Origin of the sequence: Paracoccus sp. SY, from assembly GCF_002901215.1 — a bacterium.
Classification (GTDB): Bacteria; Pseudomonadota; Alphaproteobacteria; order Rhodobacterales; family Rhodobacteraceae; genus Paracoccus; species Paracoccus acridae.
The window spans coordinates 1-26,432 of the sequence record NZ_NWMQ01000016.1 but is presented as its reverse complement, the minus strand read 5'-3'; the positions used below and the strand labels follow the sequence as shown (position 1 = coordinate 26,432).

Genomic DNA, 26,432 nt, shown 5'->3' with positions numbered 1-26,432 from the left:
GCGGCCGCCCTGCGCCTCTGGTCAGCCGACCAGCAGGCGCAGGGCCTCTTCGTAAGACGGCATCTGCACCGGCGATCCGGGCGGATATGGCTGATCCAGGTTCAGCATCGCAAAGCCATGGGTCATGGCCCAGATCGCGGTCTCGAACGGCGCGCGCTTCCGATCCTGAACAAGAGGGGTGCAGCACTGGTGAAGCACGACATAGGTCGCCTGGGCGGTCATGCGCAGGTCGTCGTCCTGGGTCGGCCATTGTTCGAACATCAGCCTGAAAAGCGCAGGATGGCGGCGAGCAAAACGAATATAGGCCAGATTGACCGTCAACAGGCGCTGGAACGGATCGGCGTCACCGGGAAGCGAGTCCTGGGCAGCGACAAGATCCCCGTAGAATGCCTGGAAACCCTGCGTCGCAATGGCGTTCTTCAAGCCGGTCAGGCCACCGAAGTGATGCGCAGGCGCCGCATGGGACACACCCGCCCGCGCCGCGATTCGGCGCAGGGTCAGACCCTCGGCGCCTTCCTCCTCGAGGATGGTCAAACCGGCCTTTACCAGCAGCTGGGGCAGGTCGCTACGCATATTCATCGCCAATCCCATTACTCAACTTGACAGTGTAAAGGAAATCACCGATGTTGGCTTATCCCGGATGGTTAACGGCACGCTGAACAGCGAGACGGCCGTGTCTTTTTGTGTTGAGTACAGGGTTTCTGGGCCGCCTGATTAAAGCTCTGGCCTGTTATTATCTGTGTTTTGTTTATCAGTTGTAAGGTCAGAGCCTTTTTCATGGCATCATAGTCGCCATTGCAGATTATGCAACCATAAGGTGACCAGTTTTTGCACGAACAAAACAAAAAAGCCGAACCCGAAGGTCCGGCTTTTTTGTTTGGAGCGGGCGATGAGATTCGAACTCACGACCCTAACCTTGGCAAGGTTATGCTCTACCCCTGAGCTACGCCCGCATCCGTTCCGTCAGCGCTTCGTTTCCGTCTCGCCTTCGGTGAGGCGTGATTTATGGGACTGCGCCGGGGGGTGCAAGAGGGAAAATCGCCCGGCGGCGCAAAATTATTCAGGTCGTTGACATCCAAAGGCAAAGAGCGTGAATTTTCCCGGAAACCAGGGGCGGGCGGGATGGGATCGGCCGATCAGTTGTCAGACTTTGTCCGTGATGCCTTGGCGGCGGGACATGACGGTGCGCGCATTCGCGCGGCCCTGGCGCAGGCCGGGTGGACCGCGCCGGAAATCGAAGGCGCGGTGACGGCATGGTCCGCAGGTGGCGACCTGCCGCCCGTTCCGCGTCCGCGACCCTATGTCTCGGCGCGAGAGGCGATGCTTTACGCGCTGCTGATGATCGCGCTGGTGCTGGTCTGCTTTCACGTCCTGCGCCTTGGATTCCAGGTCATCGACCAGGCGATCCCCGACCTTTCGGAAAGCGGCGCATCGGACCGCTGGTCCATGCGTTTCTCCATCGCCGCGATCCTGGCCTTCCTGCCGCTGTTCGTGTTGCTGGACCTTCGCATGGCCCGGCACATGGGCGCAGGCGACCAGAGGCGGCGGTCGCAGGCGCGCCGGATCTTCGCCTCGGTCACGGTCTTTGCCGCCGCGCTGGTGCTGTTGGGCGATCTGGTGTCGGTCGTCTATGCCTTCCTGTCGGGCGACCTGACGCCGCGCCTGGCGGCGAAATGCGCCCTGGTTGCCGTCATGGGCTTGTTGGTGGCCGGTTGCTATCGCGAGGATCTGGATGGCTAGGCCCTGGCCCGTCTGGGCGCTTACAGCGCTGTCGCTGGCGGTTTTGGTGGCGGGCATCGTCGCCATCGGCGGACCCGCGCAGGGCAGGGCGGAAAAGCGCGACCGGTTGCGGGAAAGCGACCTGTCCCAGATCCAGTCGCTGCTGTTCTGCAAGGCGCAGCAGGCGGGACGGGTCGTGACCGATCCCACCCCGACCGAGGCCTGCCCGATGACCCCGCGCCTGGCCGATCCCTTCACCGCCGCGCCCTATCGCATCGAGCTGGTGTCGCCGGACAGCATCCGCCTCTGCGCCGGGTTCGAGCTGCCCGCCCCGTTTCCGACCCGGGACGAGGCTGGCTGCACCGTTCAGCGGATCGCGCTGGACTGACGGCTATTCCGCCGCCGTCCGCACCCGTGCGGGCTTCAGCATCGGGGCAAGATAGCGTCCGGTGTGGCTTTCATCGACCTTCGCCACATCCTCGGGCGTGCCGACCGCGACGATGCGCCCGCCGCCGTCGCCGCCTTCGGGACCGATGTCGATGATCCAGTCGGCGGTCTTGATGACATCCAGGTTGTGTTCGATCACGACGACCGTGTTGCCCTGGTCTACCAGCCGGTGCAGCACCTCCAGCAGCTTGCGCACATCCTCGAAATGCAGGCCGGTCGTGGGTTCGTCCAGGATATACAGCGTCTTGCCGGTGGATTGGCGCGACAGTTCCTTGGCAAGCTTGACCCGCTGCGCCTCGCCGCCCGACAGGGTGGTGGCCTGCTGGCCGACCTTGACATAGCCCAGGCCCACCTCCATCAGCGCGTCCATCTTGTTGCGGATCGCGGGCACGGCGGAAAAGAAGCCCTGCGCATCCTCGACCGTCATGTCCAGAACGTCGGCGATGGACTTGCCCTTGAACAGCACCTCCAGCGTTTCGCGGTTGTAGCGCTTGCCCTTGCAGGTTTCGCAGGTGACATAGACGTCGGGCAGGAAGTGCATCTCGATCTTGATGACGCCATCGCCCTGGCAGGCCTCGCAGCGGCCGCCCTTGACGTTGAAGCTGAAGCGGCCGGGCTTGTAGCCGCGCGCCTTGGATTCGGGCAGGCCCGCATACCAGTCGCGGATGGGCGTATAGGCGCCGGTATAGGTGGCCGGGTTCGACCGGGGCGTGCGACCGATGGGCCGCTGGTCGATGTCGATAACCTTGTCCAGATGTTCCAGCCCGGTGATCGTCTCGCAGGGGGCGGGGGTCTGGCGGGCGCCGTTCAGGCGCAGGCTGGCGGTCTTGAACAGGGTTTCAATCGTCAGGGTGGACTTGCCGCCGCCCGACACGCCGGTGACGCAGACGAACTTGCCCAGCGGGAATTCGGCGGTGACGTTCTTGAGGTTGTTGCCGGTGGCCTTGACCACCTTGACGGCCTTGCCGTTGCCCTTGCGCCGTTCGTCGGACACCGCAATCTCTCGCGCGCCCGACAGGTATTGCCCCGTCAGGCTGGCCGGGTCGGCGGCGATTTCCTCGGGCGTGCCCTGGCTGACGACCGTGCCGCCATGGACGCCCGCGCCGGGACCCATGTCGAAGACGTAATCCGCGTGGCGGATCGCATCCTCGTCATGTTCCACCACGATGACCGAATTGCCCTGGTCCCGCAGCCCCTTGAGAGTGTCCAGAAGGCGATCATTGTCGCGCTGATGCAACCCGATTGAGGGTTCATCCAGCACATAGAGCACGCCCGTCAGACCGGACCCGATCTGGCTGGCAAGGCGAATCCGCTGGCTTTCGCCGCCCGACAGCGTGCCCGCCGCGCGGGACAGCGTCAGGTAATCCAGTCCCACGTTGACCAGGAAACCCAGCCGTTCGCGGATTTCCTTGAGGATCGCGTGCGCGATCTCGTTCTTCTGTTTGCTCAGGTGCCGGGGCGCGGCCTCGGTCCAGACCAGGGCCTCCTTGATCGACAGTTCGACCACCTGGCCGATGTGATTGCCCGCGATCTTGACCGCCAGGGCCTCGTCCTTGAGGCGATAGCCGTGGCAGGCGCCGCAGGGGCGGTTGTTCTGGTAACGCTCGAATTCCTCTCGCACCCAGGCGCTGTCGGATTCGCGCATCCGGCGTTCCATGTTGGGGATCACGCCCTCGAACACGCGGGTGACGTTATAGACGCGGCCCGCGTCATCGAAGCGGAAGGCGATCTCCTCGGACCCGGATCCGTGCAGGAACATGCGCCGCACGTCTTCGGGCAGATCCTTCCACTTGGTCTTCTTGTCAAAGCCGTAATGCTTGGCAAGCGCGTTGATCGTCTGCGTCAGATAGGCCGACTTCGACTTGGCCCAGGGGGCGATGGCGCCCTTTTCCACCGACAGCGCGGCATCGGGCACGATCAGCCGTTCGTCGAAGAACAGTTCCGCCCCCAGGCCATCACAGACCGGGCAGGCGCCCATGGGCGCGTTGAAGGAAAACAGCCGCGGCTCGATATCCGGGATGGTGAAGCCGCTGACGGGGCAGGCGAAGTTTTCGCTGAAGGTGGTGCGTTCCGGTTCGTCCCCGGCCGTTTCCACGATGGCGATGCCGCCCGCCAGATCCAGCGCGGTGCGCAGCGAATCGGCCAGGCGGGTTTCCAGCCCCGCGCGCACGACGATGCGGTCCACCACCACGTCGATGTCATGGCGGAACTTCTTGTCCAGGGTGGGCGGCTCGTCCAGTTCGTGGAACTGGCCGTTCACCTTGACCCGCTGGAAGCCCTGCTTGCGAAGCTCCAGGAATTCCTTTTTGTATTCGCCCTTGCGGTCGCGCACGATGGGCGCCAGCAGATAGGCGCGCGTGCCCTCGGGCATCTCCATGATGCGGTCCACCATGTCCTGGACCTGCTGCGCCTCGATCGGCAGGCCGGTGGCGGGGCTGTAGGGCGTGCCCGCGCGGGCGAACAGCAGCCGCAGATAGTCATAGATTTCCGTGACCGTGCCCACGGTCGAACGCGGGTTCTTGCTGGTCGTCTTTTGTTCGATGCTGATGGCGGGCGACAGGCCGCTGATGTGGTCCACATCGGGCTTGCCCATCATGTCCAGGAACTGGCGCGCATAGGCCGAGAGGCTTTCCACATAACGGCGCTGCCCTTCGGCATAGATCGTGTCGAAGGCGAGGGAGGACTTGCCCGAACCCGACAGCCCGGTGATGACCACCAGCTTGTCGCGCGGGATGTCCATATCCACGCCCTTCAGGTTATGCTCGCGCGCACCGCGAACCTCGATGAACTTCTGTTCCATACTTTGTCCCTGGACGGCCAAGCGCATCACATAGGCGCGCGGTTCCAAAAAGCAACCGCAAACTGGGAACATAGGGCGAACACGACCCAGCGTAAACCTTTTGTTGCAGGCGCTTCATTGTGCTTCTTGCGCTGCGCTGCGGCATTGCTACTGTCCCACCCAACGTCGAGGGGGACCCGTATGTTTCAGAAAATCCTGATCGCCAACCGGGGCGAGATTGCGATCCGCGTGATGCGGGCGGCCAACGAACTGGGCAAGAAGACGGTGGCCGTCTATGCCGAGGAGGACAAGCTGGGCCTGCACCGCTTCAAGGCGGACGAGGCCTACCGGATCGGCGAGGGGCTGGGGCCGGTCGCGGCCTATCTGTCGATCCCCGAGATCATCCGGGTGGCCAAGGAAAGCGGCGCGGACGCGATCCATCCGGGCTATGGCCTTCTGTCGGAAAACCCCGACTTCGTGGACGCCTGCAAGGCTGCCGGGATCACCTTCATCGGCCCGCGCGCCGACACCATGCGCGCGCTTGGCGACAAGGCATCGGCGCGGCGCGTGGCGATCCAGGCGGGCGTGCCCGTCATCCCTGCGACCGAGGTTCTGGGCGACGATTTCGAGGCGATCAAGGCCGAGGCGGCCGCCATCGGCTATCCCCTGATGCTCAAGGCCTCCTGGGGCGGCGGCGGGCGCGGGATGCGCCCGATCAACGGCCCCGAGGAATTGGTGGACAAGGTCCGCGAGGGCCGGCGCGAGGCCGAGGCCGCCTTCGGCAATGGCGAGGGCTATCTGGAAAAGATGATCCTGCGCGCCCGCCACGTCGAGGTGCAGTTGCTGGGCGACACCCATGGCGGCTTGTATCACCTGTATGAACGCGACTGCACCGTGCAGCGCCGCAACCAGAAGGTCGTGGAACGCGCCCCCGCGCCCTATTTGACCCCCGAACAGCGGGCCGAGGTCTGCGAACTGGCGCTGAAGATCGGCCGGGCCGTCGGATACCAGAACGCCGGCACGGTCGAGTTCCTGATGGATATGGACACGAGCCGGTTCTACTTCATCGAGGTGAACCCGCGCGTCCAGGTCGAGCATACCGTGACCGAGGAAGTCACCGGCATCGACATCGTGCAGTCCCAGATCCGCATCGCTGAGGGCGCGACCCTGGCCGAGGCGACAGGCGTGCCGTCCCAGGATCAGGTCACGCTGTCGGGTCACGCGCTGCAATGCCGCGTGACGACCGAGGATCCGCTGAACAACTTCATCCCCGATTATGGCCGGATCACCGCCTATCGCAGCGCCACCGGCAACGGCATCCGGCTGGACGGCGGAACGGCCTATTCTGGCGGGGTCATCACGCGCTATTACGATTCGCTGCTGGTCAAGGTCACGGCCTGGGCGCAGACGCCCGAGGGGGCGATCCGCCGCATGGACCGCGCCCTGCGCGAGTTCCGGGTGCGCGGCGTCAGCACGAACATCGACTTCGTCATCAACCTGCTGAAGCACCCCACCTTCCTCGATGACACCTATACGACCAAATTCATCGACACGACGGCGGAACTGTTCCAGTTCGACAAGCGCCGGGACCGCGCCACGCGGATCCTGACCTATCTGGCCGATATCAGCGTGAACGGGCATCCCGAAACGGCGGGCCGTCCCACGCCGCCCGCGCAGGCCCGCCCGCCGGTCCCGCCCGCGCCCAAGGCTGAACCGGCGCCCGGCACCCGGCAGATGCTGGAACAGAAGGGCGCCCAGGCCGTGGCCGACTGGATGGCCGCGCAAACGCGCCTGCTGATGACCGACACCACCATGCGCGACGGGCACCAGTCGCTGCTGGCGACCCGGATGCGGTCGATCGACATGATCCGCGTGGCGCCGTCCTATGCCGCTAACCTGCCGGGGCTGTTCAGCGTCGAATGCTGGGGCGGGGCGACCTTCGACGTGGCCTATCGCTTCCTGCAGGAATGCCCCTGGCAGCGGCTGCGCGACATCCGCGAACGGATGCCCAACCTGATGACGCAGATGCTGCTTCGGGCCTCGAACGGGGTGGGCTATACCAACTATCCCGACAACGTGGTCCAGTCCTTCGTGCGCCAGGCGGCGGAAAGCGGCGTGGACGTGTTCCGCGTCTTCGACAGCCTGAACTGGGTCGAGAACATGCGCGTCGCCATGGACGCGGTGATCGAGACCGGCAAGATCTGCGAAGGCACGGTCTGCTATACCGGCGACATGCTGGACCCCGACCGGTCCAAGTATGATCTGGCCTATTACGTCAAGACCGCGCAGGATCTGAAGGCCGCCGGGGCCCATGTTCTGGGGCTGAAGGACATGGCGGGCCTGCTGAAGCCCGCCGCCGCGCGCATCCTCATCAAGGCGCTGAAGGAGGAGGTGGGCCTGCCCGTCCATTTCCACACCCACGACACTTCGGGGCTGGCCGGGGCCACCATCCTGGCCGCTGCGGACGCTGGCGTGGACGCGGTGGACGCGGCGATGGACGCCTTCTCGGGCGGCACCTCGCAGCCTTGCCTTGGCTCCATCGTCGAGGCGCTGGAAGGCACCGAACGCGACACCGGCCTGGACATCGCGGCGATCCGGCAGATCAGCAACTACTGGGAACGCGTGCGCGAGAACTATGCGGCCTTCGAATCCGGCCTGCAGTCGCCCGCGTCCGAGGTCTATCTGCACGAGATGCCGGGCGGGCAGTTCACCAACCTCAAGGCGCAGGCGCGGTCGATGGGGCTGGAAGATCGCTGGCACGAGGTGGCGCAGGCCTATGCCGATGTGAACCGCATGTTCGGCGACATCGTGAAGGTCACGCCGTCGTCCAAGGTGGTGGGCGACATGGCGCTGATGATGGTGGCACAGGGGCTGACGCCGCAGCAGGTCATGGATCCGAATGTCGAGGTCAGCTTCCCCGACAGCGTGGTGGACATGATGAAGGGCAACCTGGGCCAACCGCCCGGCGGCTGGCCCGAGGCGCTGCAGCGCAAGGTCCTGAAGGGCGAGGCGCCGATCACCGACCGCCCCGGCGCCCATCTGCCCCCCGTGGACATCGAGGCCACGCGGGCAAAGCTGTCCGAGGATCTGGGCATCGAGATCGACGACGAGGATCTGAACGGCTACCTGATGTATCCCAAGGTCTTCACCGACTATCGCGCGCGGCACGAGACCTATGGCCCGGTCCGCACGCTGCCCACGCGCAACTTCTTCTATGGCATGGAGCCCGGCGACGAGATCAGCGTCGAGATCGACCCCGGCAAGACGCTGGAGGTGCGCCTGCTGACCCTGGGCGAGACGGACGAGAAGGGCGAGGTCAAGGTCTTCTTCGAACTGAACGGCCAGCCGCGCCAGGTCCGCGTGCCGAACCGCAAGGCCACCGGCACCAAGGCCGCGCGTCCCAAGGCCGACCCGTCGAACGCGGGCCATGTCGGCGCGCCGATGCCGGGCGTCGTGGCCTCGGTCGCGGCGGCGGCAGGGGCCAAGGTCCGCCAGGGCGACCTGCTGCTGACCATCGAGGCGATGAAGATGGAAACCGGCCTTCACGCCGACCGCGACGGCACCATCAAGGCCGTCCATGTCCGCCCCGGCGAACAGATCGACGCCAAGGACCTGCTGGTCGAGGTCGAATGACCCCCGGCCGCGGCCCCTAGAGCAGGGTCGCGGCCAGCAGCACCCACAGGGTCAGCGCCGCGCCGGTGGACAGGGCATAAAGCCCGTTCCACTGCGTTCCCGCATGACGCGCCTCGACACCGCCCAGCTTGCCCACAAGCAGGACCGAGGCCGTGAAGGGCGAGGTGTTGCCGCTGATCGCCCAGCCGCCGGTGATGGCGACGACCATTGCCGTCGGATGCACGCCCAGATCGGCGGGCGAGGGCAGCAGCGGCACCAGCAGCGACACGGCCAGGATCGGGTTCATGCCGATCTGGCCGGTCAGCGGGATGGCCCAGACAAGCGCCGCCAGGATCAGCAGCGGCGGCAGCGCCGCCAGGTCCGGCCCATGCGCCTGCATGATCGGCACCAGAAGCCAGGCACCCAGGCTGCCGATGAAGCCCGCCATGAACAGCAGGATGATCTCTCCGCCATAGCCGGCAAGGTCGCGGGTCGCGAACTGCCCGATCCGCGCGGCCAGCGTCGCCGCCCGCCCGCCGGGCATGGGCGGCAGGATCAGCGTCCAGGCCGTCGCCACCAGCGGCACCACGGTCATCACCGCGCCGGTCACGGCGACCCCGGTCGTCAGGTGCAACAGGAAGACGCCGCCCACCACGATTGCCAGCAGGACCAGCAGCGGGCGCAGGCGGCGCAGCCAGCTTTCGGTCTCGGCCGCACGGGTGGGCGCGGGCGCGGAAAGCTGCGGCTTGAACAGCGCGTCCAGCCCCCAGCCGATGCCGATCATCAGCACCGAGCTGACTAGGCACAGCCCGACGGCCGCAGGCCAGGACGCGCCTTGCACGACCGACATCGTGACGGCCATCGACAGCGCCATGGGCGACCAGCACAGGGTCGAGGCGAAGCCCCGCTGGATCGCCACCAGCATCCGCCGCAGCCGGTGGCGGCGCAACTCCTGGTTCGCCTCGCGCGCCGTGCTTTCGGCCGCCAACCCGCCCAGCAGCGAGATCGAGCCGTAAAGCAGGATCAACCCGAACAGGTGCCCGCCGACCGTCAGCGCAAGGTAGCGCCGACCCGGCGGCTGGCGGGCCAGGAAGCGCCCGCAATCCAGGATGTCCTGCGACCCCACCGCCGCGCTGCGCAAGGCGGACAGCGCCGTGAACAGCGCGATGATGAAGCCCCCGCGCGTCAGGGCGGTCAGCACCGCCTGCGCCCAGTCGGGCCGGGTGGCCGCCGCCCAGGCGACCAGGGCCAGGCCCACGGCCACGAATGCCAGCCGCGACGCCCGCGCGGTCAGCGAGAACATGGCAAGCGCCCCCACCAGCAGAAGGTCGGCGGCCATCGCGAAGCCCGGCCCGGACCCGAACTGGTGCGGGATCGTCGCCAGCAGGGCGCAAGCGGTCAGGATGCCGCCGATCCGGGCGCTTCTTGGGGGCATGGCATGGTCCGTCGTTAGGGTCGGTCCGCCATAGCCCTGCCTTGCACGATGCGCAATTCTTCAGCCGCCTGCCACGAAGGGCAGGCGATAGCTGATCGCCTCGGCCAGGTGGGGCGCGCGCACAGTGGCGGAACCGGCCAGGTCCGCGATGGTGCGCGCGGTGCGCAGGATGCGGTGATAGCCCCGCGCGGTCAGGCCCAGCCGTTCCGATGCCTTCAGGATCAGCGCCCGGCCTTCCTGATCGGGCGCGGCGATCTGGTCCAGCAGCCCGCCCGAGGCCTCGGCATTCACGCGGACCTGCGGATGGTCGCGAAACCGCGCGGTCTGCACGTCGCGCGCGACTGCCACCCGCGCCGCCACTTGGGCCGAGGTCTCGCCGCCCGAGGGCAGTTCCAGGTCCATGAAGCTGACCGCCGGAACCTCCAGCCTCAAGTCGAAGCGGTCCATCAGCGGACCCGAGATCTTGCCCATGTAATCCGACCCGCAGACGGGCGCGCGGGAACAGGACCGCGCCGCATCGGCCAGATAGCCGCAGCGACAGGGATTGGCGGCGGCGATCAGCAGGAAGCGGCAGGGATAGCGGATATGGGCATTGGCGCGGGCCACCACGACCTCGCCGGTTTCGATCGGCTGGCGCAGGGTTTCCAGAACCTGCCGGGGAAATTCGGGAAATTCGTCCATGAACAGGACGCCGTTATGGGCCAGGCTGATCTCGCCCGGCTTGGCGCCGCGCCCGCCGCCGACGATGGCGGCCATCGATGCGGTGTGGTGCGGTTCGCGGAACGGCGCGCGGCGCGAGATGCCGCCGTCGTCGAGCGTGCCGGCCAGCGAATGGATCATGGATGTCTCAAGCGCCTCGACAGGTCCCAGCGGCGGCATCAGGCCGGGCAGGCGGGCGGCCAGCATCGACTTGCCCGCGCCGGGCGGCCCGACCATCAGCAGATGATGCCGGCCAGCCGCCGCGATTTCCAGGGCGCGCTTGGCGCGTTCCTGGCCCTTCACCTCGGACAGGCAGCCGCCCAGGGGGGCATCGCCGATCATGCCGGGGGCCGCGCGGGCGATGGGCGCGCGGTCGGTCAGGTGGTCGATCACCTCGCGCAGCGTAGCGGGGGCAAGCACGGGGACGGCCTCGACCCAGGCGGCCTCGGGGCCGCAGGCGCGGGGGCAGATCAGCGCGCGCTCATCCTCGGCCGCGGCCATGGCGGCGGGCAGGGCGCCGGTGACGGAAACCAGCCGTCCATCCAGCGCCAGTTCGCCCAGGGCCACACAACGCGACAGTTCCTCGGCCGGGACGATCTCCAGCGCGGCCAGGATCGCAAGCGCGATGGGCAGGTCGAAATGCGATCCTTCCTTGGGGATGTCGGCGGGCGACAGGTTCACGGTCAGCCGCCGGTTCGGCATGGCGATGGACAGGGCGCCGAAGGCCGCCTTCACCCGTTCACGCGCCTCGCTGACGGCTTTGTCGGGCAGGCCCACGATGGCAAAGCCCGGCAGGCCCGCCGCGACGGAACACTGAACCTCGACCAGCCGCGCCTCGATCCCTTCGAAGGCGACGGAATAGGCGATCGCGACCATGGCTTCCCCTTGTCCTCTACGCGATGGTTAACGGGCTGGGGCTTAAGGAAAGGTTAACAGGCCCCCGATTGCTTGCGGCACCGGGGCGGGGGGGCTATGTGACGAGGGGCGCAAGGTCATGGGGGCAAGATGAACGGCAAGCGTATCCTGCTGATCGTGGGCGGCGGCATCGCGGCCATGAAGGTGCCGCAGCTGATCCGCCTGCTGCGCGCCGAAGGTGCGGCCGTGACCCCCGTCCTGACCCAGGCGGGGGCGCAGTTCACCACCGCCATGACCCTGTCCGTGCTGGCCGGAGAGGCCGCGCATGACAGCCTGTGGAACATCGCGGCCGAGGCCGAGATCGGCCATATCCAGTTGTCGCGCAATGCCGATCTGGTAGTCGTGGCGCCCGCGACGGCGGACCTGCTGGCCAAGATGGCGCAGGGGCTGGCGGACGACCTGGCATCCACCCTGCTGCTGGCGACGGACAAGCGAGTGCTGGTCGCGCCCGCGATGAACGTGCGGATGTGGCACCACCCCGCCACTCAGCGGAACCTGCGCACGCTGCGCGAGGACGGCATCCTGTTCGTCGGCCCCGAAGACGGCGACATGGCTTGCGGCGAATACGGCACCGGCCGCATGTCCGAACCCGAGGCGATCCTGAAGGCCATCCGCGACGCACTGGCCCCGCAACCCCTGAAGCTGCTGCCCGAGGCGCAGGTCCGGTCCGGCGCGCTGTCGGGGCGGCATGTGATCGTGACCTCGGGCCCGACGCATGAACCCATCGACCCGGTGCGCTATATCGCCAACCGATCCTCGGGGGCGCAGGGGGCGGCGATCGCGGCGGCCCTGCGCGACCTTGGCGCGCGCGTCAGCTTTGTCACCGGCCCGGCCGAGGTCGCCCCGCCCGAAGGGGTCGAGGTGATCCGCGTCCAGACCGCCCGGCAGATGCGCGATGCGGTCGAAACCGCGCTGCCCGCGGATGCTGCCGTGATGGCGGCGGCGGTAGCCGACTGGCGGATCATGAATTCGTCGGCGAACAAGATGAAGAAGGACGGCAGCGGCAAGGCGCCGGTCCTGGAAATGGCCGAGAATCCCGACATCCTGGCCTGGATCAGCCAGGCGGGCGACAGCCGCCCCCGGCTGGTCGTGGGCTTTGCGGCCGAAACGAACGATGTCGTGGCCCATGCCACCGACAAGCGGCTGCGCAAGGGCTGCGACTGGATCGTCGCCAACGATGTCAGCGAAGGTACCGGCATCATGGGCGGCACGGAGAACGCCGTGACGGTCATCACCGACGAAGGCGCCGAGGAATGGCCGCGCATGGGCAAGGATGCCGTAGCCCGCAGGCTGGCGCAGAAGATCGCCGGGGTGATCGGATGAGAACCTATCTGGACTGGAACGCCACCACCCCCCTGCGCGAGGAAGCCAAGGCCGCGATGCGCGAGGGGATGGAGATCGTGGGCAACCCGTCCTCGGTCCATACCGAGGGGCGCGCGGCCAAGATGGCGATGGAACGCGCGCGCGAACAGGTTGCGGCGGCGCTTGGGGCCGAAGGCGCGGACGTGATCTTCACATCCGGCACGACCGAGGCTGCGGCCATGGTTCTGGCGGGCAGGGGCATCCATTGCGCCCCGGTCGAACACAGCGCGATCAAGGTCTGGTGCGACCAGGATCTGGCGGTGGACGCGGACGGCACTGTCACGGTGCCCGATCCCGCGAATGCCAGCCTGCAACTGGCCAACAACGAAACCGGAGTGATCCAGTCCCTGCCGGAAGGGTTGGGATCCAGCGACCTGACGCAGGCCTTCGGCAAGGTGCCCTTCGCCTTCAACTGGCTGGGCGTCACGGCGGGCTTTGTCAGCGCGCACAAGCTGGGCGGGCCCAAGGGGATCGGCGCGCTGGTGGTCAGGCGCGGCACCGACGTGCCCGCGCTGATCCGGGGCGGGGGCCAGGAACAGGGCCGCCGCGGCGGGACCGAGAACCTGATCGGCATCCTGGGCTTTGCCGCCGCCGCCACCGCCGCGCAGAAGGAACTGGAGGTTGGCCTGTGGGACGAGGTCGCCGCCCGCCGCGATGCGCTGGAGGAACGGCTGCTGTCGCTGCCGGGAACAATAGTGGCCGGAAAGGGCGCCAGACGCTTGCCGAACACGACCTGTCTTCTTACATCGGGCTGGAAGGGTGAAACCCAGGTCATGCAGATGGATCTGGCGGGCTTTGCGATTTCGGCAGGGTCGGCCTGTTCGTCGGGCAAGGTCCGGGCCAGCGGGGTTTTGCAGGCCATGGGTTTCGATGACAAGGCCGCGCAATCGGCAATTCGGATCTCGATAAGTCCGGCTACGGACGACGATCAGGTGAACCGATTTGCGGATGCGTGGGAAAGCGCGTATTCACGCTGGCGCGAACGGAACGGCTAGGCGGCAGGCCCGGCCCGAGGAAGGACAAAGGATGACTGCAACCATCGATCTTGAAGTGCGCGAGGGCGTTGACCGGGAAACGGTCGAAACCGTGCAAAGCATGGGCAGCTATAAATACGGCTGGGATACCGAGATCGAGATGGACTATGCCCCCAAGGGGCTGAACGAAGATATCGTCCGCCTGATCTCGCAAAAGAACGAAGAACCCGAATGGATGCTGGAATGGCGGCTGGAAGCCTATCGCCGCTGGATCACCATGACGGAACCGAAATGGGCGATGCTGAACTATCCTGAGATCGACTATCAGGACCAGTATTACTATGCCCGCCCGAAAAGCATGGAAGTGAAGCCGAAGTCCCTGGACGAGGTCGATCCCAAGCTGCTGGCGACCTATGAAAAGCTGGGCATCCCGCTGAAGGAACAGATGATCCTTGCAGGGGTCGAGGGCGCCTTGCCGTCGCCCGGCGTGGACATGGCGATCGCCGCCAGCGAAGGGCGCCGGGTCGCCGTCGATGCCGTCTTCGATTCGGTGTCCGTCGGGACCACCTTCAAGGACGAACTCGCCAAGGCAGGGGTCATCTTCTGTTCGATCAGCGAAGCGATCCGCGAACATCCCGAACTGGTGAAGAAATATCTGGGCAGCGTCGTGCCGCAGTCCGACAACTATTTCGCCACGCTGAACAGCGCGGTGTTTTCGGACGGGTCGTTCGTCTATGTCCCCAAGGGCGTGAAATGCCCGATGGAGTTGTCCACCTATTTCCGCATCAACGCGGAAAACACCGGCCAGTTCGAGCGCACGCTGATCATCGCCGACAAGGGCAGCCATGTCAGCTATCTTGAAGGCTGCACCGCGCCCAAGCGCGACACGCATCAGCTTCACGCGGCGGTCGTGGAAATCGTCGTGCTGGAGGATGCCGAGGTGAAATACTCGACCGTCCAGAACTGGTATCCGGGCGACGAGGAAGGCAAGGGCGGCATCTACAACTTCGTCACCAAGCGCGCCGACTGCCGCGAGGCCCGTGCCAAGGTGATGTGGACGCAGGTGGAAACCGGGTCCGCGATCACCTGGAAATACCCGTCCTGCATCCTGCGCGGCGACGAATCCCAGGGCGAGTTCTATTCCATCGCCATCGCCAACAACATGCAGCAGGCCGATACCGGCACCAAGATGATCCATCTGGGCCGCAACACCCGGTCGCGCATCGTGTCCAAGGGGATCTCGGCGGGCAAGGCGCAGAACACTTATCGGGGTCTGGTGACGATGCATCCGCGCGCCACCAACAGCCGCAACTATACCCAGTGCGACAGCCTTCTGATCGGTGATCAGTGCGGCGCCCATACGGTGCCCTATATCGAGGTCAAGAATACCAGCAGCCGCGTGGAACACGAGGCGACGACCAGCAAGGTGGACGACGACCAGCTGTTCTATTGCCGCCAGCGCGGGATGGACGAGGAAGAGGCCGTGGCCCTGGTCGTCAACGGCTTCTGCCGCGAGGTGCTGCAGGCGCTGCCGATGGAGTTTGCGATGGAGGCCCAGTCGCTGGTCGCCATTTCGCTGGAAGGTTCGGTCGGCTAAGGCCGCGAAGGATTTGATGATGGTGCCGTTGCTTCGGCACCGCCACCACCATCTGATGAGGAAAAGATGCTGAAAATCGACAACTTGCACGTCAAGCTTGAGGAAGAAGACAAGCAGATCCTGAAGGGTCTGTCGCTGGAGATCCCGGCCGGTCAGGTCCATGCGATCATGGGTCCGAACGGGTCGGGCAAATCGACGCTGTCCTATGTCCTGTCGGGCCGCGACGGCTATGAGGTGACGGAAGGGTCCGCCACGCTCGACGGCCAAAGCCTGCTGGACATGGAGCCCGAACAGCGCGCCAGCGCCGGCCTGTTCCTGGCCTTCCAGTATCCGGTGGAGATTCCGGGCGTGGGCAACATGACCTTCCTGCGCACCGCCGTGAACGCGCAGCGCAAGGCGCGCGGCGAGGCCGAACTGTCCTCGGGCGATTTCCTGAAGCTGGTTCGCGCCAAGGCGGCCGAACTGCAGATCAGCCCCGAGATGCTGAAGCGTCCCGTGAACGTCGGCTTCTCGGGCGGCGAGAAGAAGCGCAACGAGATCCTGCAGATGGCCATGCTGGAACCGCGCATGTGCATCATGGACGAAACCGACTCGGGCCTTGACGTGGACGCGATGCGGCTGGTCAGCGACGGCGTGAACGCGCTGCGTTCGCCCGACCGCAGCTTCCTGGTCATCACCCATTACCAGCGGCTGTTGAACCACATCCAGCCTGACGTGGTGCATATCATGGCGAACGGCCGGATCGTGAAATCGGGCGGGCCGGAACTGGCCTTGCAGGTCGAGGAAGAAGGCTATGGCGATCTTCTGGCGGAGGCTGGCTGATGGCTGACATCGCAGTTCAGACCAAGGGCCAGACCCCTTCGGTCGAGGGCGCGACCAAGCCCGCCAACGCGCTTGACGCGCGCCTGTCCGCGCTGAGCCTGCCGCAGGGCGGCTTTGCATTGGCACGCCGGGACGCGCTGTCGCGTCTGCAGGACATGGGTCTTCCCGGTTCGCGCGACGAATACTGGCGTTATACCGATCCGCGCCCGTTCAACGCGCCGGAAGCCACGGCCCTTCCCGTTCCGCAGGAACAGGCCACGCCCTTGTTCGAGACGCTGGACCGGCTGACGCTGGTCTTCGTGGATGGCGTCTTCGACGAGGCCGCATCCGATGACCTGGCGCTCGAGGGGGTCGAGATCACGACCCTTGCCAAGGCCGACGAGGCGAACTGGGCTGCCGATCTTTATGGCAGGCTGGAAGCTGCGGGCCAGAACCCGGTCCGCCGTCCCTTCGCCACGCTGAACACGGCTGCGGCCCAGGACGGGTTGCTGATCCGCGTGACCGGCAAGCCGTCCAAGCCGATCCATGTCGTGCATCGCCGCGCCTCGGACAATGCGGATGCGATCTGGCACCACGTCATCCGGGTCGAGGCCGGCGCAGAACTGACGCTGCTGGAAACCGGCATGTCCGGCGCCCGGTCGAACAGCGTGATCGAGGTCGATCTGGCCGAGGGCGCGGCCTTCCACCATGTCGCCTCCAAGCGCGCGGTCGATTCCCGGGTGGGCATCGGCCATATCTTCGCGCGTGTTGCCGCCAAGGCGCAGTTCAAGTCCTTCACTCTGTCGGTGAACGGCACCGTCATGCGCAACGAGGCCGTGATCGACATCGCGGGCGACGATGCCGTGGCCCATATCGCCGCGGCCGTGCTGGGCGACGGGGGCAAGGCGCCCTTCCACCAGGACGACACGGTTTTCATCACCCATGGGGCCGAACGCTGCGAAAGCCGCCAGGTCTTCAAGAAGGTGCTGAAGAACGGGGCCCAGGGCGTCTTCCAGGGCAAGATCCTGGTCAAGCCCGGCGCGCAGAAGACCGACGGATACCAGATCAGCCAGGCGCTGCTGCTGGACGAACGCAGCCAGTTCCTGGCCAAGCCGGAACTGGAGATCTATGCCGACGACGTGAAATGCTCTCACGGTTCGACCACGGGGGCCATCGACGACGAGGCGCTGTTCTATCTGCGGTCCCGCGGCGTGCCGCGCGAACGGGCCATCGTGTTCCTGGTCCTGTCCTTCCTGGCCGATGCTTTGGCCGAGATCGAGGACGAGGCGATCCGCGACTGCATCTATGAACGGCTTGACGTGTGGCTGACCCTGAACGCGGTTCAGTAAGGGCGGTGCCCGCGGGCATCGTCCCCCGGGTGCTGCAAAGCTGGGTGGCCCCGCGCCGGGTGGTGCGGGGCCTTTCCGCCATGTCGGAAGGGTCCAAGCTGGCCGTGCTGATGGTCGCGATGCTGATCTTCCTGATCGCGCAAGCCCCTGCCAATGCACGGCTGGCGCAGCTTGACCCTTCGGTTCCGTTCCAGGCCCGCATGGGCGGTGCGCTTCTGGGCGTGATGTTCATGATGCCGATCCTGGCCTATGCCCTTGCTGCCCTGGTTACCGGCCTGTCGCGCCTGACCCCATGGTATCTTGCGCCCGAGGATTCGCGCCTGGCGCTGTTCTGGGCTTTGCTGGCGGTGGCGCCTGCGATGCTGCTGGCGGGGCTGGTCGCGGGCCTGGTCGGGCAGGGGCCGGGCCTGACCCTGGCCCAGGCGGCCTGTGGCATCGGCTTTCTGGTGATCTGGGGCGCCGGAATATCAACTCTGTCGAGGCGAAGATGACTTTCGACGACTTCAAGGCCCTGATCGGCCTGTCCTTCCGCGATCCGAATGCGGCGGCGCATGCGCTGATGGGGCAGGGATGGCCGATCCAGGCCCGCTGGATGGCGCTGCTGGCGGCTGTGTCGCTGTCGGCGCTGCTTGCCTCGCTGGCGGCGATGCTGTTCAGCACGCCGGCGCCCGATGGAACCCAGGTGGTGATCCTCAGCCATCAGCCCATGGTTCTTGCCCTGATGCAGTTCGGGGCGATCGTCATGGCGGCGGGGCTGATGTCCAGCGTCGGCCGGATGTTCGGCGGTCACGGCCGGTTCGAGGACGCGCTGTTGCTGACCGTCTGGATCGAGGTTCTGCTGCTTGTGGTGCAGGCCGCCCAGTTGGTCGTGTCGCTGGTCCTGCCGGGCGTGGCGGGCATGCTGGGGCTGGCCGCGCTTGTCCTGTTCCTGTGGCTGACCGTCCAGTTCACCAAGGCGCTGCACGGTTTCCGCAGCAGCGCCAAGGTCGCCCTTGGCCTGATCGGAACCGCCTTCGTGGCGGGTTTCGTTCTGTCCCTGATCGCTGCCGCCCTTGGAATCCTGCCGGAGATGCCGCAATGAGCTTTGACGTCGATGCCGTCCGCGCCGATTTCCCGATCCTGTCGCGGCAGGTTAACAACCGCTCGCTGGTTTATCTGGACAGCGGCGCCAGCGCGCAGAAGCCGCGCCAGGTGATCGAGGCCATCACCCGCGCCTATGAAGGCGAATATGCGAATGTCCACCGGGGCCTGCACTTCCTGTCGAACCTGGCGACCGACAACTATGAACGCGTCCGCGCGATCATCGCCCGCTTCCTGAACGCCCCGCACGAGGATGAGTTGATCTTCACCAGCGGATCGACCGAGGGGATCAACCTCGTCAGCTATGGCTGGGCCGCGCCCCGCCTGCAGGCGGGGGACGAGATCGTGCTGTCGGTGCTGGAACACCACGCCAATATCGTTCCCTGGCATTTCCTGCGCGAACGGCAGGGGGTGGTGCTGAAATGGGTCGAACCCGAACCCGACGGCAGCCTGCCGCCTGAAAAGGTGCTGGCGGCGGTGGGGCCAAGGACGAAGCTGATCGCCGTCACGCATATGTCGAACGTGACCGGCACCGTTATCGATATCGGCGCCATCGCGCGGGGCACGGATGTGCCGGTGCTGGCGGACGGCAGCCAGGCGGCGGTCCATATGCCGGTCGATCTGGCGGCGCTTGGGGTCGATTTCTATTGTGTCACGGGTCACAAGCTTTACGGGCCTTCAGGCTCCGGCGCGATGTGGATCCGCCGCGAACGCCAGGCCGAGATGCGGCCCTTCCTGGGCGGCGGCGACATGATCCGCACCGTGACGCGGGACGCGGTCGAATACGCCGACCCGCCCCTGCGGTTCGAGGCGGGAACGCCCGGCATCGTCAACCAGATCGGTCTGGGCGCTGCGCTGGAATACCTGATGGACCTGGGAATGGACAACATCGCCGCCCATGAACGCAGCTTGCGCGACTATGCCCGCGACCGGCTGGGCAGCCTCAACTGGCTGCAGATCCAGGGCGACGCCCCGGACAAGGGCGCGATCTTTTCCATGACCATGCAGGGCGCCCATGCCCATGACCTGTCCACCATCCTGGACAAGCGCGGCATCGCCGTGCGCGCGGGCAGCCATTGCGCCATGCCGCTGATGGAGTTCTTCGGAATCACTGCAAGCGCGCGGGCATCCTTCGCCATGTACAACACCCGGCGGGATGTGGACGCTTTGGTCGAAGGTTTGACCTTTTGCCACGAGCTTTTCGCATGAATCTTGCAAAGTTTTCATAGGTTACCGAAGATCGTCTTGCCCAGCCGCCGAATGTCTGCATCCCTGATCAAAACACGAACAGGGTGCGGATATGGCAGAGATTTTGGTCCTGGGTGCGGGCATGGTCGGCGTCACGACCGGGCTGGCCCTTCAGGCGCGCGGGCATCAGGTCACGATCGTTGAACGCGGCGTGCCGGGGCGGGAAACCAGCTATGGCAATGCGGGCCTGATCCAGACCGAGGCGGTGGAACCCTATGCCATGCCGCTTGCCCCTGCCGCGCTGATCCAGATCGCCCTGGGGATGGGATATGATGTCAGGTGGAACATCCCCGGTCTTTTGTCCCAACTGGGCGCGGTCTGGACCTATGCCATCAACTCGCTGCCCGCAGGCCACCGCCGGGCGACCCTGACCTGGGGCAAGCTGATCCGCCAATCGACCGAACGCCACGCCCCATTGGTCGAGGCTGCGGGCGCCGACAACATCATCCGCCGCAACGGCTATATCGAGGTGCATCGCACCCCTGCGCGGATGGAAAAGGCCCGCGCCACCGCCAAGCGGTTCATGGACGAATTCGGGGTCGAGGCCAAGCTGATGGACGGCAAGGCGCTGCGCGCGCTGGAACCCGCCATCAAGATCGAGGTCGAGGGCGCGACCCATTGGGCCGACGCCTGGACCTGTTCGGATCCCGGCGGACTGGTGGCCGCTTACGCCGCGCTGTTCGAAAGGCGCGGCGGGCGGATCGTGAACGCCGATGCGGGCGATCTGCACCGCGCGGGCAGTGGCTGGCGCGCGGGCGATGAGACGGGCGAACATGCCGTGGTCGCCCTTGGCCCCTGGTCGCCCATGCTGCTGCAACGCTTTGGCCTGACGGTCCCCATGGTCTTCAAGCGCGGCTATCACCGCCACTATCGCATGGAGACGCCGCCGAACCACCCCATCGCGGATTTCGGCAACTCGGTCGTGCTGTCGCCGATGCGCCGGGGCCTGCGGATCGCGACCGCCGCCGAACTGACCAGCCATCCCCGCCTGACGCCGCCGCAACTGAAGCACGGCGAAAAGGCTGCGCGCGAACTGTTCGACATAGGCTCTCCGGTCGAGGCCGAGCCATGGACCGGCCGCCGCCCCTGTATCCCCGACATGCTGCCCGTGATCGGCCGCGTGCCCGACCAGCCGAACCTTTGGGCGCATTTCGGCCATGGCCACCAGGGCTTCACCCTTGGTCCCGTCACGTCCGAAATCCTGGCCGAGGAAATGGATGGCGGGCAGGGATGGGCGGAAATGCAGCCTGCGCGGTTCAAGCGATAGGCGCTTCTTCTGTGCGAAAATATCCTCGGGGGGTGAATTGGCCGCAGGCCAAGAGGGGGCGAGAGCGCCCCCTGCTGACGCAATCCGTCAGCAGTGCCGGTTGACTTTCGGGCGCGCCACCACACCTTACAGGCTCTGCCGCATGAAGGTTGCCGATGGGTCACAACAATACCAATGCGCCGGTCGCGCGTCCGATCGAAGTCACGCGTCCCAAGCTGGAAGGCGGGCGGCGCTTTGTCCTGAAAACCGAGTTTGAACCCGCAGGGGACCAGCCCACGGCCATTGTCGAACTGACCCAGGGCGTGCAGGCGGGCGAACGCGACCAGGTGCTGCTGGGCGCGACCGGCACCGGCAAGACCTTCACCATGGCCAAGGTGATCGAGGCGACGCAGCGCCCCGCCATCATCTTGGCGCCCAACAAGACGCTGGCGGCCCAGCTTTACGGCGAATTCAAGGGCTTTTTCCCCGACAACGCGGTGGAATACTTCGTCAGCTACTACGACTACTATCAGCCCGAAGCCTATGTCCCCCGGTCGGATACATACATCGAGAAGGAATCCCAGATCAACGAGGCCATCGACCGGATGCGCCATTCGGCCACCCGCGCGCTGCTGGAACGCGACGACGTGATCATCGTGGCCTCGGTCAGCTGCATCTACGGCATCGGCTCGGTCGAGACCTATTCGGCCATGACCCAGGACATGGTCGTGGGCGACAGCTATGACCAGCGGGAATTCATCGCCCAGCTTGTGGCGCAGCAGTATCGGCGGCTGGATGCGGCCTTCCAGCGGGGCGGTTTCCGCGTCAAGGGCGACGTGGTCGAAGTCTGGCCCGCCCACCTGGAAGATCGTGCCTGGCGCTTCGACTTCTTCGGAAACGAGCTTGAGGCGATCACCGAATTCGATCCCCTCACCGGGCAGAAGACCGACAACTTCCGCCAGATCCGCATCTATGCGAACAGCCATTACGTCACGCCGCGCCCGACGCTGCAGCAGGCGATCAAGGGGATCAAGGCGGAACTTCAGGGTCGGTTGAAGCAGCTTGTCGATGAAGGCAAGCTGCTGGAAGCGCAGCGGCTGGAACAGCGCACCAACTTCGACATCGAGATGCTGGAGGCCACCGGCGTCTGCAACGGCATCGAGAACTATTCCCGCTACCTGACCGGCCGCGCGCCGGGCGAGCCGCCCCCCACGCTGTTCGAGTTCATCCCCGACAATGCCATCGTCTTCGCCGACGAATCCCACGTATCGGTGCCGCAGATCGGCGGCATGTATCGCGGCGACTTCCGACGCAAGTTCACGCTGGCCGAACACGGCTTCCGCCTGCCAAGCTGCATGGACAACCGCCCGCTGAAGTTCGAGGAATGGGACGCGATGCGCCCGCAGTCGGTCTTCGTCTCGGCGACCCCCGCGCAGTGGGAGATGGACCAGACCGGCGGCGTCTTCACCGAACAGATCATCCGCCCCACCGGCCTTCTGGACCCGCAGATCGAGATCCGCCCGGTCGAGATGCAGGTGGACGACCTGCTGGACGAGATCCGCAAGGTCAGCGCGGCGGGCCTGCGCACGCTGGTCACGACCCTGACCAAGCGCATGGCCGAGGATCTGACCGAATATTTCCACGAACAGGGCATCCGCATCCGCTACATGCACAGCGACATCGACACGATCGAGCGGATCGAGATCCTGCGCGACCTGCGGCTGGGCGCCTTCGACGTGCTGGTGGGCATCAACCTGCTGCGCGAGGGCCTGGACATTCCCGAATGCGGGCTGGTGGCGATCCTGGACGCGGACAAGGAAGGCTTCCTGCGGTCCGAAACCTCTCTGATCCAGACCATCGGCCGCGCCGCGCGCAACGCCGAAGGGCGCGTCATCATGTATGCCGACCACATCACCGGCAGCATGGAACGCGCCATGGCCGAAACCGAACGCCGCCGACAGAAGCAGATCGCCTATAACGAGGCGCATGGCATCACCCCCCAGACCGTCCGCAAGAACGTCGAGGACGTGCTGGCGGGCCTGTGGCAGGGCGACACCGACCAGTCGCGCATCACGGCCAGGGTGGACCGCCCCATGGTCGGAGCGAACCTGCAGGCCCATCTGGACGCGCTGCGTTCGCAGATGCGCAAGGCTGCCGAGAACCTGGAATTCGAGGAGGCCGCCCGCATCCGCGACGAGGTCAAGCGCCTGGAAGCGGTCGAGCTTGCCGTGGCCGACGATCCCCTGGCCCGCCAATCCGTGATCGAGGAAGCGGCCGAGGAAGCCGTGAAGGCCTCGGGCCGGTCCACGGCGGGCAGGGCAGGGCAGCGCGGCGGCAACAAGCGGTCCAAGCGGCGGCGCTGACGCCCTCAGCCCATGGTCGCCGCGATCTTGCGCGCCAGTTGGCCGAAGCTGAACGGCTTGGGCAGGAAATTGCCCTCGGCCTTGACCTTCGCGTCGATCTCGGACGAATTGCCGGTATATCCGCTGGCATAGACGACCTTCAGATCGTCCCGAAGCCTGCTGGCCTGTTCGACCAGTTGCGGCCCGGTCATCTGCGGCATCACCACGTCGGTGAACAGCAGGCTGATATCCGGGCGTTGCGCCAGGATATCCAGGGCGGACGGCCCCGACGCGGCTTCCAGCACCGTATAGCCCAGTTCGCGCAGGGACGCGACCGTGAAGGCGCGGACCCGGTCTTCGTCCTCGACCACAAGGATCACCTGATCGGGCCGACCCTGCGGCACGTCATTGGCAAGATCGTCCGCCGTTTGGGCCGCGTGATCCAGGCTTCGGGGCAGATACAGGTCCACGGCGGTTCCCTGGCCCACCCGGGACGTCATCGTGACATGGCCGCCCGACTGGCGGATGAAGCCATAGACCTGGCTCAGGCCCAGGCCGGTGCCGCGTCCCGTGGGCTTGGTGGTGAAGAACGGATCGAAGGCCTTGGCCAGGACCTCGGGCGTCATGCCCATTCCCGTGTCCTGAACCCGGATGCGCACATAGGCCCCGGGCTCGATCCCGACATCGCGGGCCATGCCGGGCGTCAGATCGGCGTTTGCGGTTTCCAGTGTGACGCGACCGCCATCCGGCATGGCGTCCCGGGCGTTCACCGCCAGATTGATGATGGCGTTTTCAAGCTGGTTAGGATCGACCTTGGTTGCCCAAAGATCGGGTTTCAGCTTCGTGTCCAAGACAATGGTTTCGCCCAGTGACCGCGACAGCATTTCGGACAGCCCCATCAGCAGGGCGTTGCCGTCAATCACCGCAGGCTCCAGCGGCTGTTGTCGCGAAAAGGCCAGCAGCCGCTGCGTCAGCGCGGCGGCGCGACCCGCCCCGTCCAAGGCCCCCTCGATATAGGGGCCGACATCGGTATTGCCGCGCGAAAGCTGCCTTTGCGTCAGGTTCAGGCCGCTGATGACCACCGCCAGCATGTTGTTGAAGTCGTGGGCAATGCCGCCCGTCAACTGGCCCACCGCTTCCATCTTCTGCAATTGGCGCAACTGGCGTTCCGCGGCCTCGCGGCGCTCGAACTCCTCGCGCAGGACGATCTCGCGCTGCTGAAGCGCGGCTTCCTGCTCCTCGACGCGGCGGCTGAGGCTGATCAGCGCCTCGGCCCGCTCGATGGCCAGCCATGTCTGCTGCACGATTTCCTTGGCCAGGATGATTTCGGGTTCGGTCCACTGTCGGACATTGGCCTGATGAAGATAGATCCCCGCCGCCCATTTTCCATCCGTCAACAGCGGCACGCATATTCCGGCCAGAACACCTTCCTCGGCATAGGGCGTCAGCTTGCCGCCGCTGTCTTGGCGGCTGTCGCCGAAAACCAGGGCACGGCCCGCGCGGCGTTCGGCATCCGCATGCTGTCCAAAGTAATCCGTCGGCTGCGACCCCGTCAGGGGTTCCAGGGTGCCATCGGACCAGGAAGCCTCGTGACAGACAAGCCGCGGTTCGGTCAGCCGATAGAAGCCGACACGGTTGACCCCCAGCCGCTTGCCCAAGGCCTCCGAGGACGCTCGCAGGATTTCCTGCGGATCGCTTTGCATCCGCTGTCGCGCGAACTGTTCAAGAACGAATTCCCGTTCCTCTTTCGCGGCGCGCAACTGAAGTTCGGCCTCTTTCAGCCGGGTGATGTCATAGCTGACGCCCGGCATCCGCACGCAACGGCCGTCGGGCCCTGCCATGCACTGCCCCTGCGCCGATACCCAGGACACCGTGCCGTCGCGGCCCAGCAGCCGGTATTCCGACGAAAACTTTCCCATGGACGCAATGGTCCGGGCCACCTCCGCCTCGACCCTAGCGCGGTCTTCGGGATGGATGCCCTTGAAGAATTCCCCGACCTTGGTCCCTGCAGCAGCGCGGTCGGGATCGACGCCATAAAGGTTCGCGAAATTGCTGTCGGCGGTAAGGCGGTCTGCGATCACATCCCAGTCCCAGATGCCGACGCTGTTGCTGGAGGACATCGCCAGTTCCAGCCGTTCGGCCGCCTTGGCGCGGGCACGTTCGGCAAGGATTCGGTCCGTGGTTTCGCCGGTGACGCAGATCAGCCCGACGATGTCGCCCTTGGTGTCGATGACGGGGGAATAGGTAAAGGTCCAATAGCTTTCCTCGGGGAACCCGTTTCGGCTGAGATCCAGCCGCATGTCCACCATCTTCTGACTTTCGCCCGCCAGGCATCGGTCCACCAGCGGCGAGATATCGTCCCAGATGCTGGCCCACAGATCGCGGAAGGGTTTGCCAAGCGCGTCCTTGGCCCGATATCCCAGAATCGGCTCATAGGCGTCGTTATAGAACGAGATCAGTTCCGGTCCCCAGGCCAGATACATCGGCGTGGGGCAGGCCAGCACCGTGCCCAGGATGGCGCGCAGATCCGCGGACCAGGACTCTACCGGTCCCATGCGCGTATTCGACCAGTCCCGCCTGGCGATGGCGCGGGCCACCCCGCTGTCGCACCTTGCCAGCCAGCCGCCCAAGGAGCGTTCGATATCCATCTGTCATTCCTGATCGCGCATCGCCGCAAAGTCGCATTGGCCTTGCGAGGTTCCTGCCATTGTTCCGCGCCGATATTCGCGTCTGCGTGCCGCGACCGCAAGGCCCTGAAGGCTGGCCGTTGACAGAACGCAACTGCATGTCGGTGGCCGGCGCTTGCCGCGGGCGATGCCGCGCCTGC

At 65.9% G+C, this 26,432-nt stretch carries 18 protein-coding genes and 1 tRNA gene; 13 read left to right on the top strand and 6 right to left on the bottom strand.

The window, feature by feature from the left end; genetic code table 11:
• Positions 1-21: 21 nt before the first annotated feature.
• Positions 22-579: a TetR/AcrR family transcriptional regulator gene (locus CK944_RS13105; RefSeq protein WP_158247997.1), complete on the bottom strand. Its 558-nt coding sequence runs from the start codon at positions 577-579 to the stop codon at positions 22-24.
• Between the two features lie 299 nt (positions 580-878).
• Positions 879-953 (bottom strand) — tRNA-Gly (locus CK944_RS13100).
• A gap of 169 nt (positions 954-1,122) precedes the next feature.
• On the opposite strand from CK944_RS13100, the gene CK944_RS13095 reads away from it, so the two are divergent.
• Together CK944_RS13095 and CK944_RS13090 are read left to right on the top strand one after the other, a co-directional pair.
• Positions 1,123-1,740 carry a DUF5671 domain-containing protein gene (locus tag CK944_RS13095; RefSeq protein WP_103173515.1) on the top strand — a complete coding sequence of 206 codons (618 nt, stop codon included), beginning with the start codon at positions 1,123-1,125 and terminating at the stop codon, positions 1,738-1,740.
• Positions 1,733-2,107, top strand: a complete 375-nt coding sequence (locus CK944_RS13090) for a hypothetical protein (RefSeq protein WP_103173514.1) — start codon at positions 1,733-1,735, stop codon at positions 2,105-2,107. Before CK944_RS13095 ends, CK944_RS13090 begins: the two co-directional genes overlap by 8 nt.
• Before the next feature lie 3 nt (positions 2,108-2,110).
• Here CK944_RS13090 and uvrA read toward each other — a convergent pair whose 3' ends face one another.
• Positions 2,111-4,966: an excinuclease ABC subunit UvrA gene (uvrA, locus tag CK944_RS13085; RefSeq protein WP_103173513.1), complete on the bottom strand. Its 2,856-nt coding sequence runs from the start codon at positions 4,964-4,966 to the stop codon at positions 2,111-2,113.
• A 180-nt stretch (positions 4,967-5,146) separates the two neighbouring features.
• Between uvrA and CK944_RS13080 the strand changes: the two genes are divergently transcribed.
• The gene (locus CK944_RS13080; protein WP_103173512.1) at positions 5,147-8,578 is read left to right on the top strand and encodes a pyruvate carboxylase; all 3,432 of its coding nucleotides are present in this window, start codon (positions 5,147-5,149) and stop codon (positions 8,576-8,578) included.
• Positions 8,579-8,594: 16 nt separating this feature from the next.
• Here CK944_RS13080 and CK944_RS13075 read toward each other — a convergent pair whose 3' ends face one another.
• Positions 8,595-9,992: a hypothetical protein gene (locus tag CK944_RS13075; RefSeq protein ID WP_103173511.1), complete on the bottom strand. Its 1,398-nt coding sequence runs from the start codon at positions 9,990-9,992 to the stop codon at positions 8,595-8,597.
• A gap of 60 nt (positions 9,993-10,052) precedes the next feature.
• Positions 10,053-11,567 (bottom strand): YifB family Mg chelatase-like AAA ATPase, encoded by a 1,515-nt coding sequence (locus tag CK944_RS13070; RefSeq protein ID WP_103173510.1) that lies wholly within the window; start codon positions 11,565-11,567, stop codon positions 10,053-10,055.
• 129 nt (positions 11,568-11,696) lie between these two features.
• On the opposite strand from CK944_RS13070, the gene coaBC reads away from it, so the two are divergent.
• The 10 genes from coaBC to uvrB all read left to right on the top strand — a co-directional run bounded on the left by coaBC (position 11,697) and on the right by uvrB (position 23,626).
• On the top strand, positions 11,697-12,929 hold the full coding sequence (coaBC, locus tag CK944_RS13065) for a bifunctional phosphopantothenoylcysteine decarboxylase/phosphopantothenate--cysteine ligase CoaBC (protein WP_103173509.1): 1,233 nt from the start codon (positions 11,697-11,699) through the stop codon (positions 12,927-12,929).
• The gene (locus CK944_RS13060; RefSeq protein ID WP_103173508.1) at positions 12,926-13,963 is read left to right on the top strand and encodes a cysteine desulfurase family protein; all 1,038 of its coding nucleotides are present in this window, start codon (positions 12,926-12,928) and stop codon (positions 13,961-13,963) included. Before coaBC ends, CK944_RS13060 begins: the two co-directional genes overlap by 4 nt.
• A 31-nt stretch (positions 13,964-13,994) precedes the next feature.
• Positions 13,995-15,539: a Fe-S cluster assembly protein SufB gene (gene sufB / locus CK944_RS13055; protein WP_103173507.1), complete on the top strand. Its 1,545-nt coding sequence runs from the start codon at positions 13,995-13,997 to the stop codon at positions 15,537-15,539.
• A gap of 66 nt (positions 15,540-15,605) precedes the next feature.
• Positions 15,606-16,361 (top strand): Fe-S cluster assembly ATPase SufC, encoded by a 756-nt coding sequence (gene sufC / locus CK944_RS13050; protein WP_103173506.1) that lies wholly within the window; start codon positions 15,606-15,608, stop codon positions 16,359-16,361.
• Positions 16,361-17,689, top strand: a complete 1,329-nt coding sequence (locus CK944_RS13045; RefSeq protein ID WP_103173505.1) for a SufD family Fe-S cluster assembly protein — start codon at positions 16,361-16,363, stop codon at positions 17,687-17,689. Before sufC ends, CK944_RS13045 begins: the two co-directional genes overlap by 1 nt.
• Before the next feature lie 5 nt (positions 17,690-17,694).
• Positions 17,695-18,180: a hypothetical protein gene (locus tag CK944_RS13040; RefSeq protein ID WP_103173504.1), complete on the top strand. Its 486-nt coding sequence runs from the start codon at positions 17,695-17,697 to the stop codon at positions 18,178-18,180.
• Positions 18,177-18,770: a Yip1 family protein gene (locus CK944_RS13035; RefSeq protein ID WP_103173503.1), complete on the top strand. Its 594-nt coding sequence runs from the start codon at positions 18,177-18,179 to the stop codon at positions 18,768-18,770. The genes CK944_RS13040 and CK944_RS13035 overlap by 4 nt, the downstream gene beginning before the upstream one ends.
• Positions 18,767-19,978 carry a cysteine desulfurase gene (locus tag CK944_RS13030; protein ID WP_103173502.1) on the top strand — a complete coding sequence of 404 codons (1,212 nt, stop codon included), beginning with the start codon at positions 18,767-18,769 and terminating at the stop codon, positions 19,976-19,978. The genes CK944_RS13035 and CK944_RS13030 overlap by 4 nt, the downstream gene beginning before the upstream one ends.
• Positions 19,979-20,069: 91 nt before the next feature.
• The gene (locus tag CK944_RS13025) at positions 20,070-21,284 is read left to right on the top strand and encodes an FAD-binding oxidoreductase (protein ID WP_103173501.1); all 1,215 of its coding nucleotides are present in this window, start codon (positions 20,070-20,072) and stop codon (positions 21,282-21,284) included.
• Between the two features lie 155 nt (positions 21,285-21,439).
• Positions 21,440-23,626, top strand: a complete 2,187-nt coding sequence (uvrB, locus tag CK944_RS13020) for an excinuclease ABC subunit UvrB (RefSeq protein ID WP_103173500.1) — start codon at positions 21,440-21,442, stop codon at positions 23,624-23,626.
• 5 nt (positions 23,627-23,631) lie between these two features.
• Here the strand turns inward: uvrB and CK944_RS13015 are convergent, their stop codons facing one another.
• Positions 23,632-26,253: an ATP-binding protein gene (locus CK944_RS13015; RefSeq protein ID WP_103173499.1), complete on the bottom strand. Its 2,622-nt coding sequence runs from the start codon at positions 26,251-26,253 to the stop codon at positions 23,632-23,634.
• Between the last annotated feature and the right edge of the window lie 179 nt (positions 26,254-26,432).

Coding starts and splice junctions, on each gene's coding strand:
- CK944_RS13105 (WP_158247997.1), bottom strand. CDS start 579: ATGAATATGCGTAGCGACCTGCCCCAGCTGCTGGTAAAGGCCGGTTTG.
- CK944_RS13095 (WP_103173515.1), top strand. CDS start 1,123: ATGGGATCGGCCGATCAGTTGTCAGACTTTGTCCGTGATGCCTTGGCG.
- CK944_RS13090 (WP_103173514.1), top strand. CDS start 1,733: ATGGCTAGGCCCTGGCCCGTCTGGGCGCTTACAGCGCTGTCGCTGGCG.
- uvrA (WP_103173513.1), bottom strand. CDS start 4,966: ATGGAACAGAAGTTCATCGAGGTTCGCGGTGCGCGCGAGCATAACCTG.
- CK944_RS13080 (WP_103173512.1), top strand. CDS start 5,147: ATGTTTCAGAAAATCCTGATCGCCAACCGGGGCGAGATTGCGATCCGC.
- CK944_RS13075 (WP_103173511.1), bottom strand. CDS start 9,992: ATGCCCCCAAGAAGCGCCCGGATCGGCGGCATCCTGACCGCTTGCGCC.
- CK944_RS13070 (WP_103173510.1), bottom strand. CDS start 11,567: ATGGTCGCGATCGCCTATTCCGTCGCCTTCGAAGGGATCGAGGCGCGG.
- coaBC (WP_103173509.1), top strand. CDS start 11,697: ATGAACGGCAAGCGTATCCTGCTGATCGTGGGCGGCGGCATCGCGGCC.
- CK944_RS13060 (WP_103173508.1), top strand. CDS start 12,926: ATGAGAACCTATCTGGACTGGAACGCCACCACCCCCCTGCGCGAGGAA.
- sufB (WP_103173507.1), top strand. CDS start 13,995: ATGACTGCAACCATCGATCTTGAAGTGCGCGAGGGCGTTGACCGGGAA.
- sufC (WP_103173506.1), top strand. CDS start 15,606: ATGCTGAAAATCGACAACTTGCACGTCAAGCTTGAGGAAGAAGACAAG.
- CK944_RS13045 (WP_103173505.1), top strand. CDS start 16,361: ATGGCTGACATCGCAGTTCAGACCAAGGGCCAGACCCCTTCGGTCGAG.
- CK944_RS13035 (WP_103173503.1), top strand. CDS start 18,177: ATGACTTTCGACGACTTCAAGGCCCTGATCGGCCTGTCCTTCCGCGAT.
- CK944_RS13030 (WP_103173502.1), top strand. CDS start 18,767: ATGAGCTTTGACGTCGATGCCGTCCGCGCCGATTTCCCGATCCTGTCG.
- CK944_RS13025 (WP_103173501.1), top strand. CDS start 20,070: ATGGCAGAGATTTTGGTCCTGGGTGCGGGCATGGTCGGCGTCACGACC.
- uvrB (WP_103173500.1), top strand. CDS start 21,440: ATGGGTCACAACAATACCAATGCGCCGGTCGCGCGTCCGATCGAAGTC.
- CK944_RS13015 (WP_103173499.1), bottom strand. CDS start 26,253: ATGGATATCGAACGCTCCTTGGGCGGCTGGCTGGCAAGGTGCGACAGC.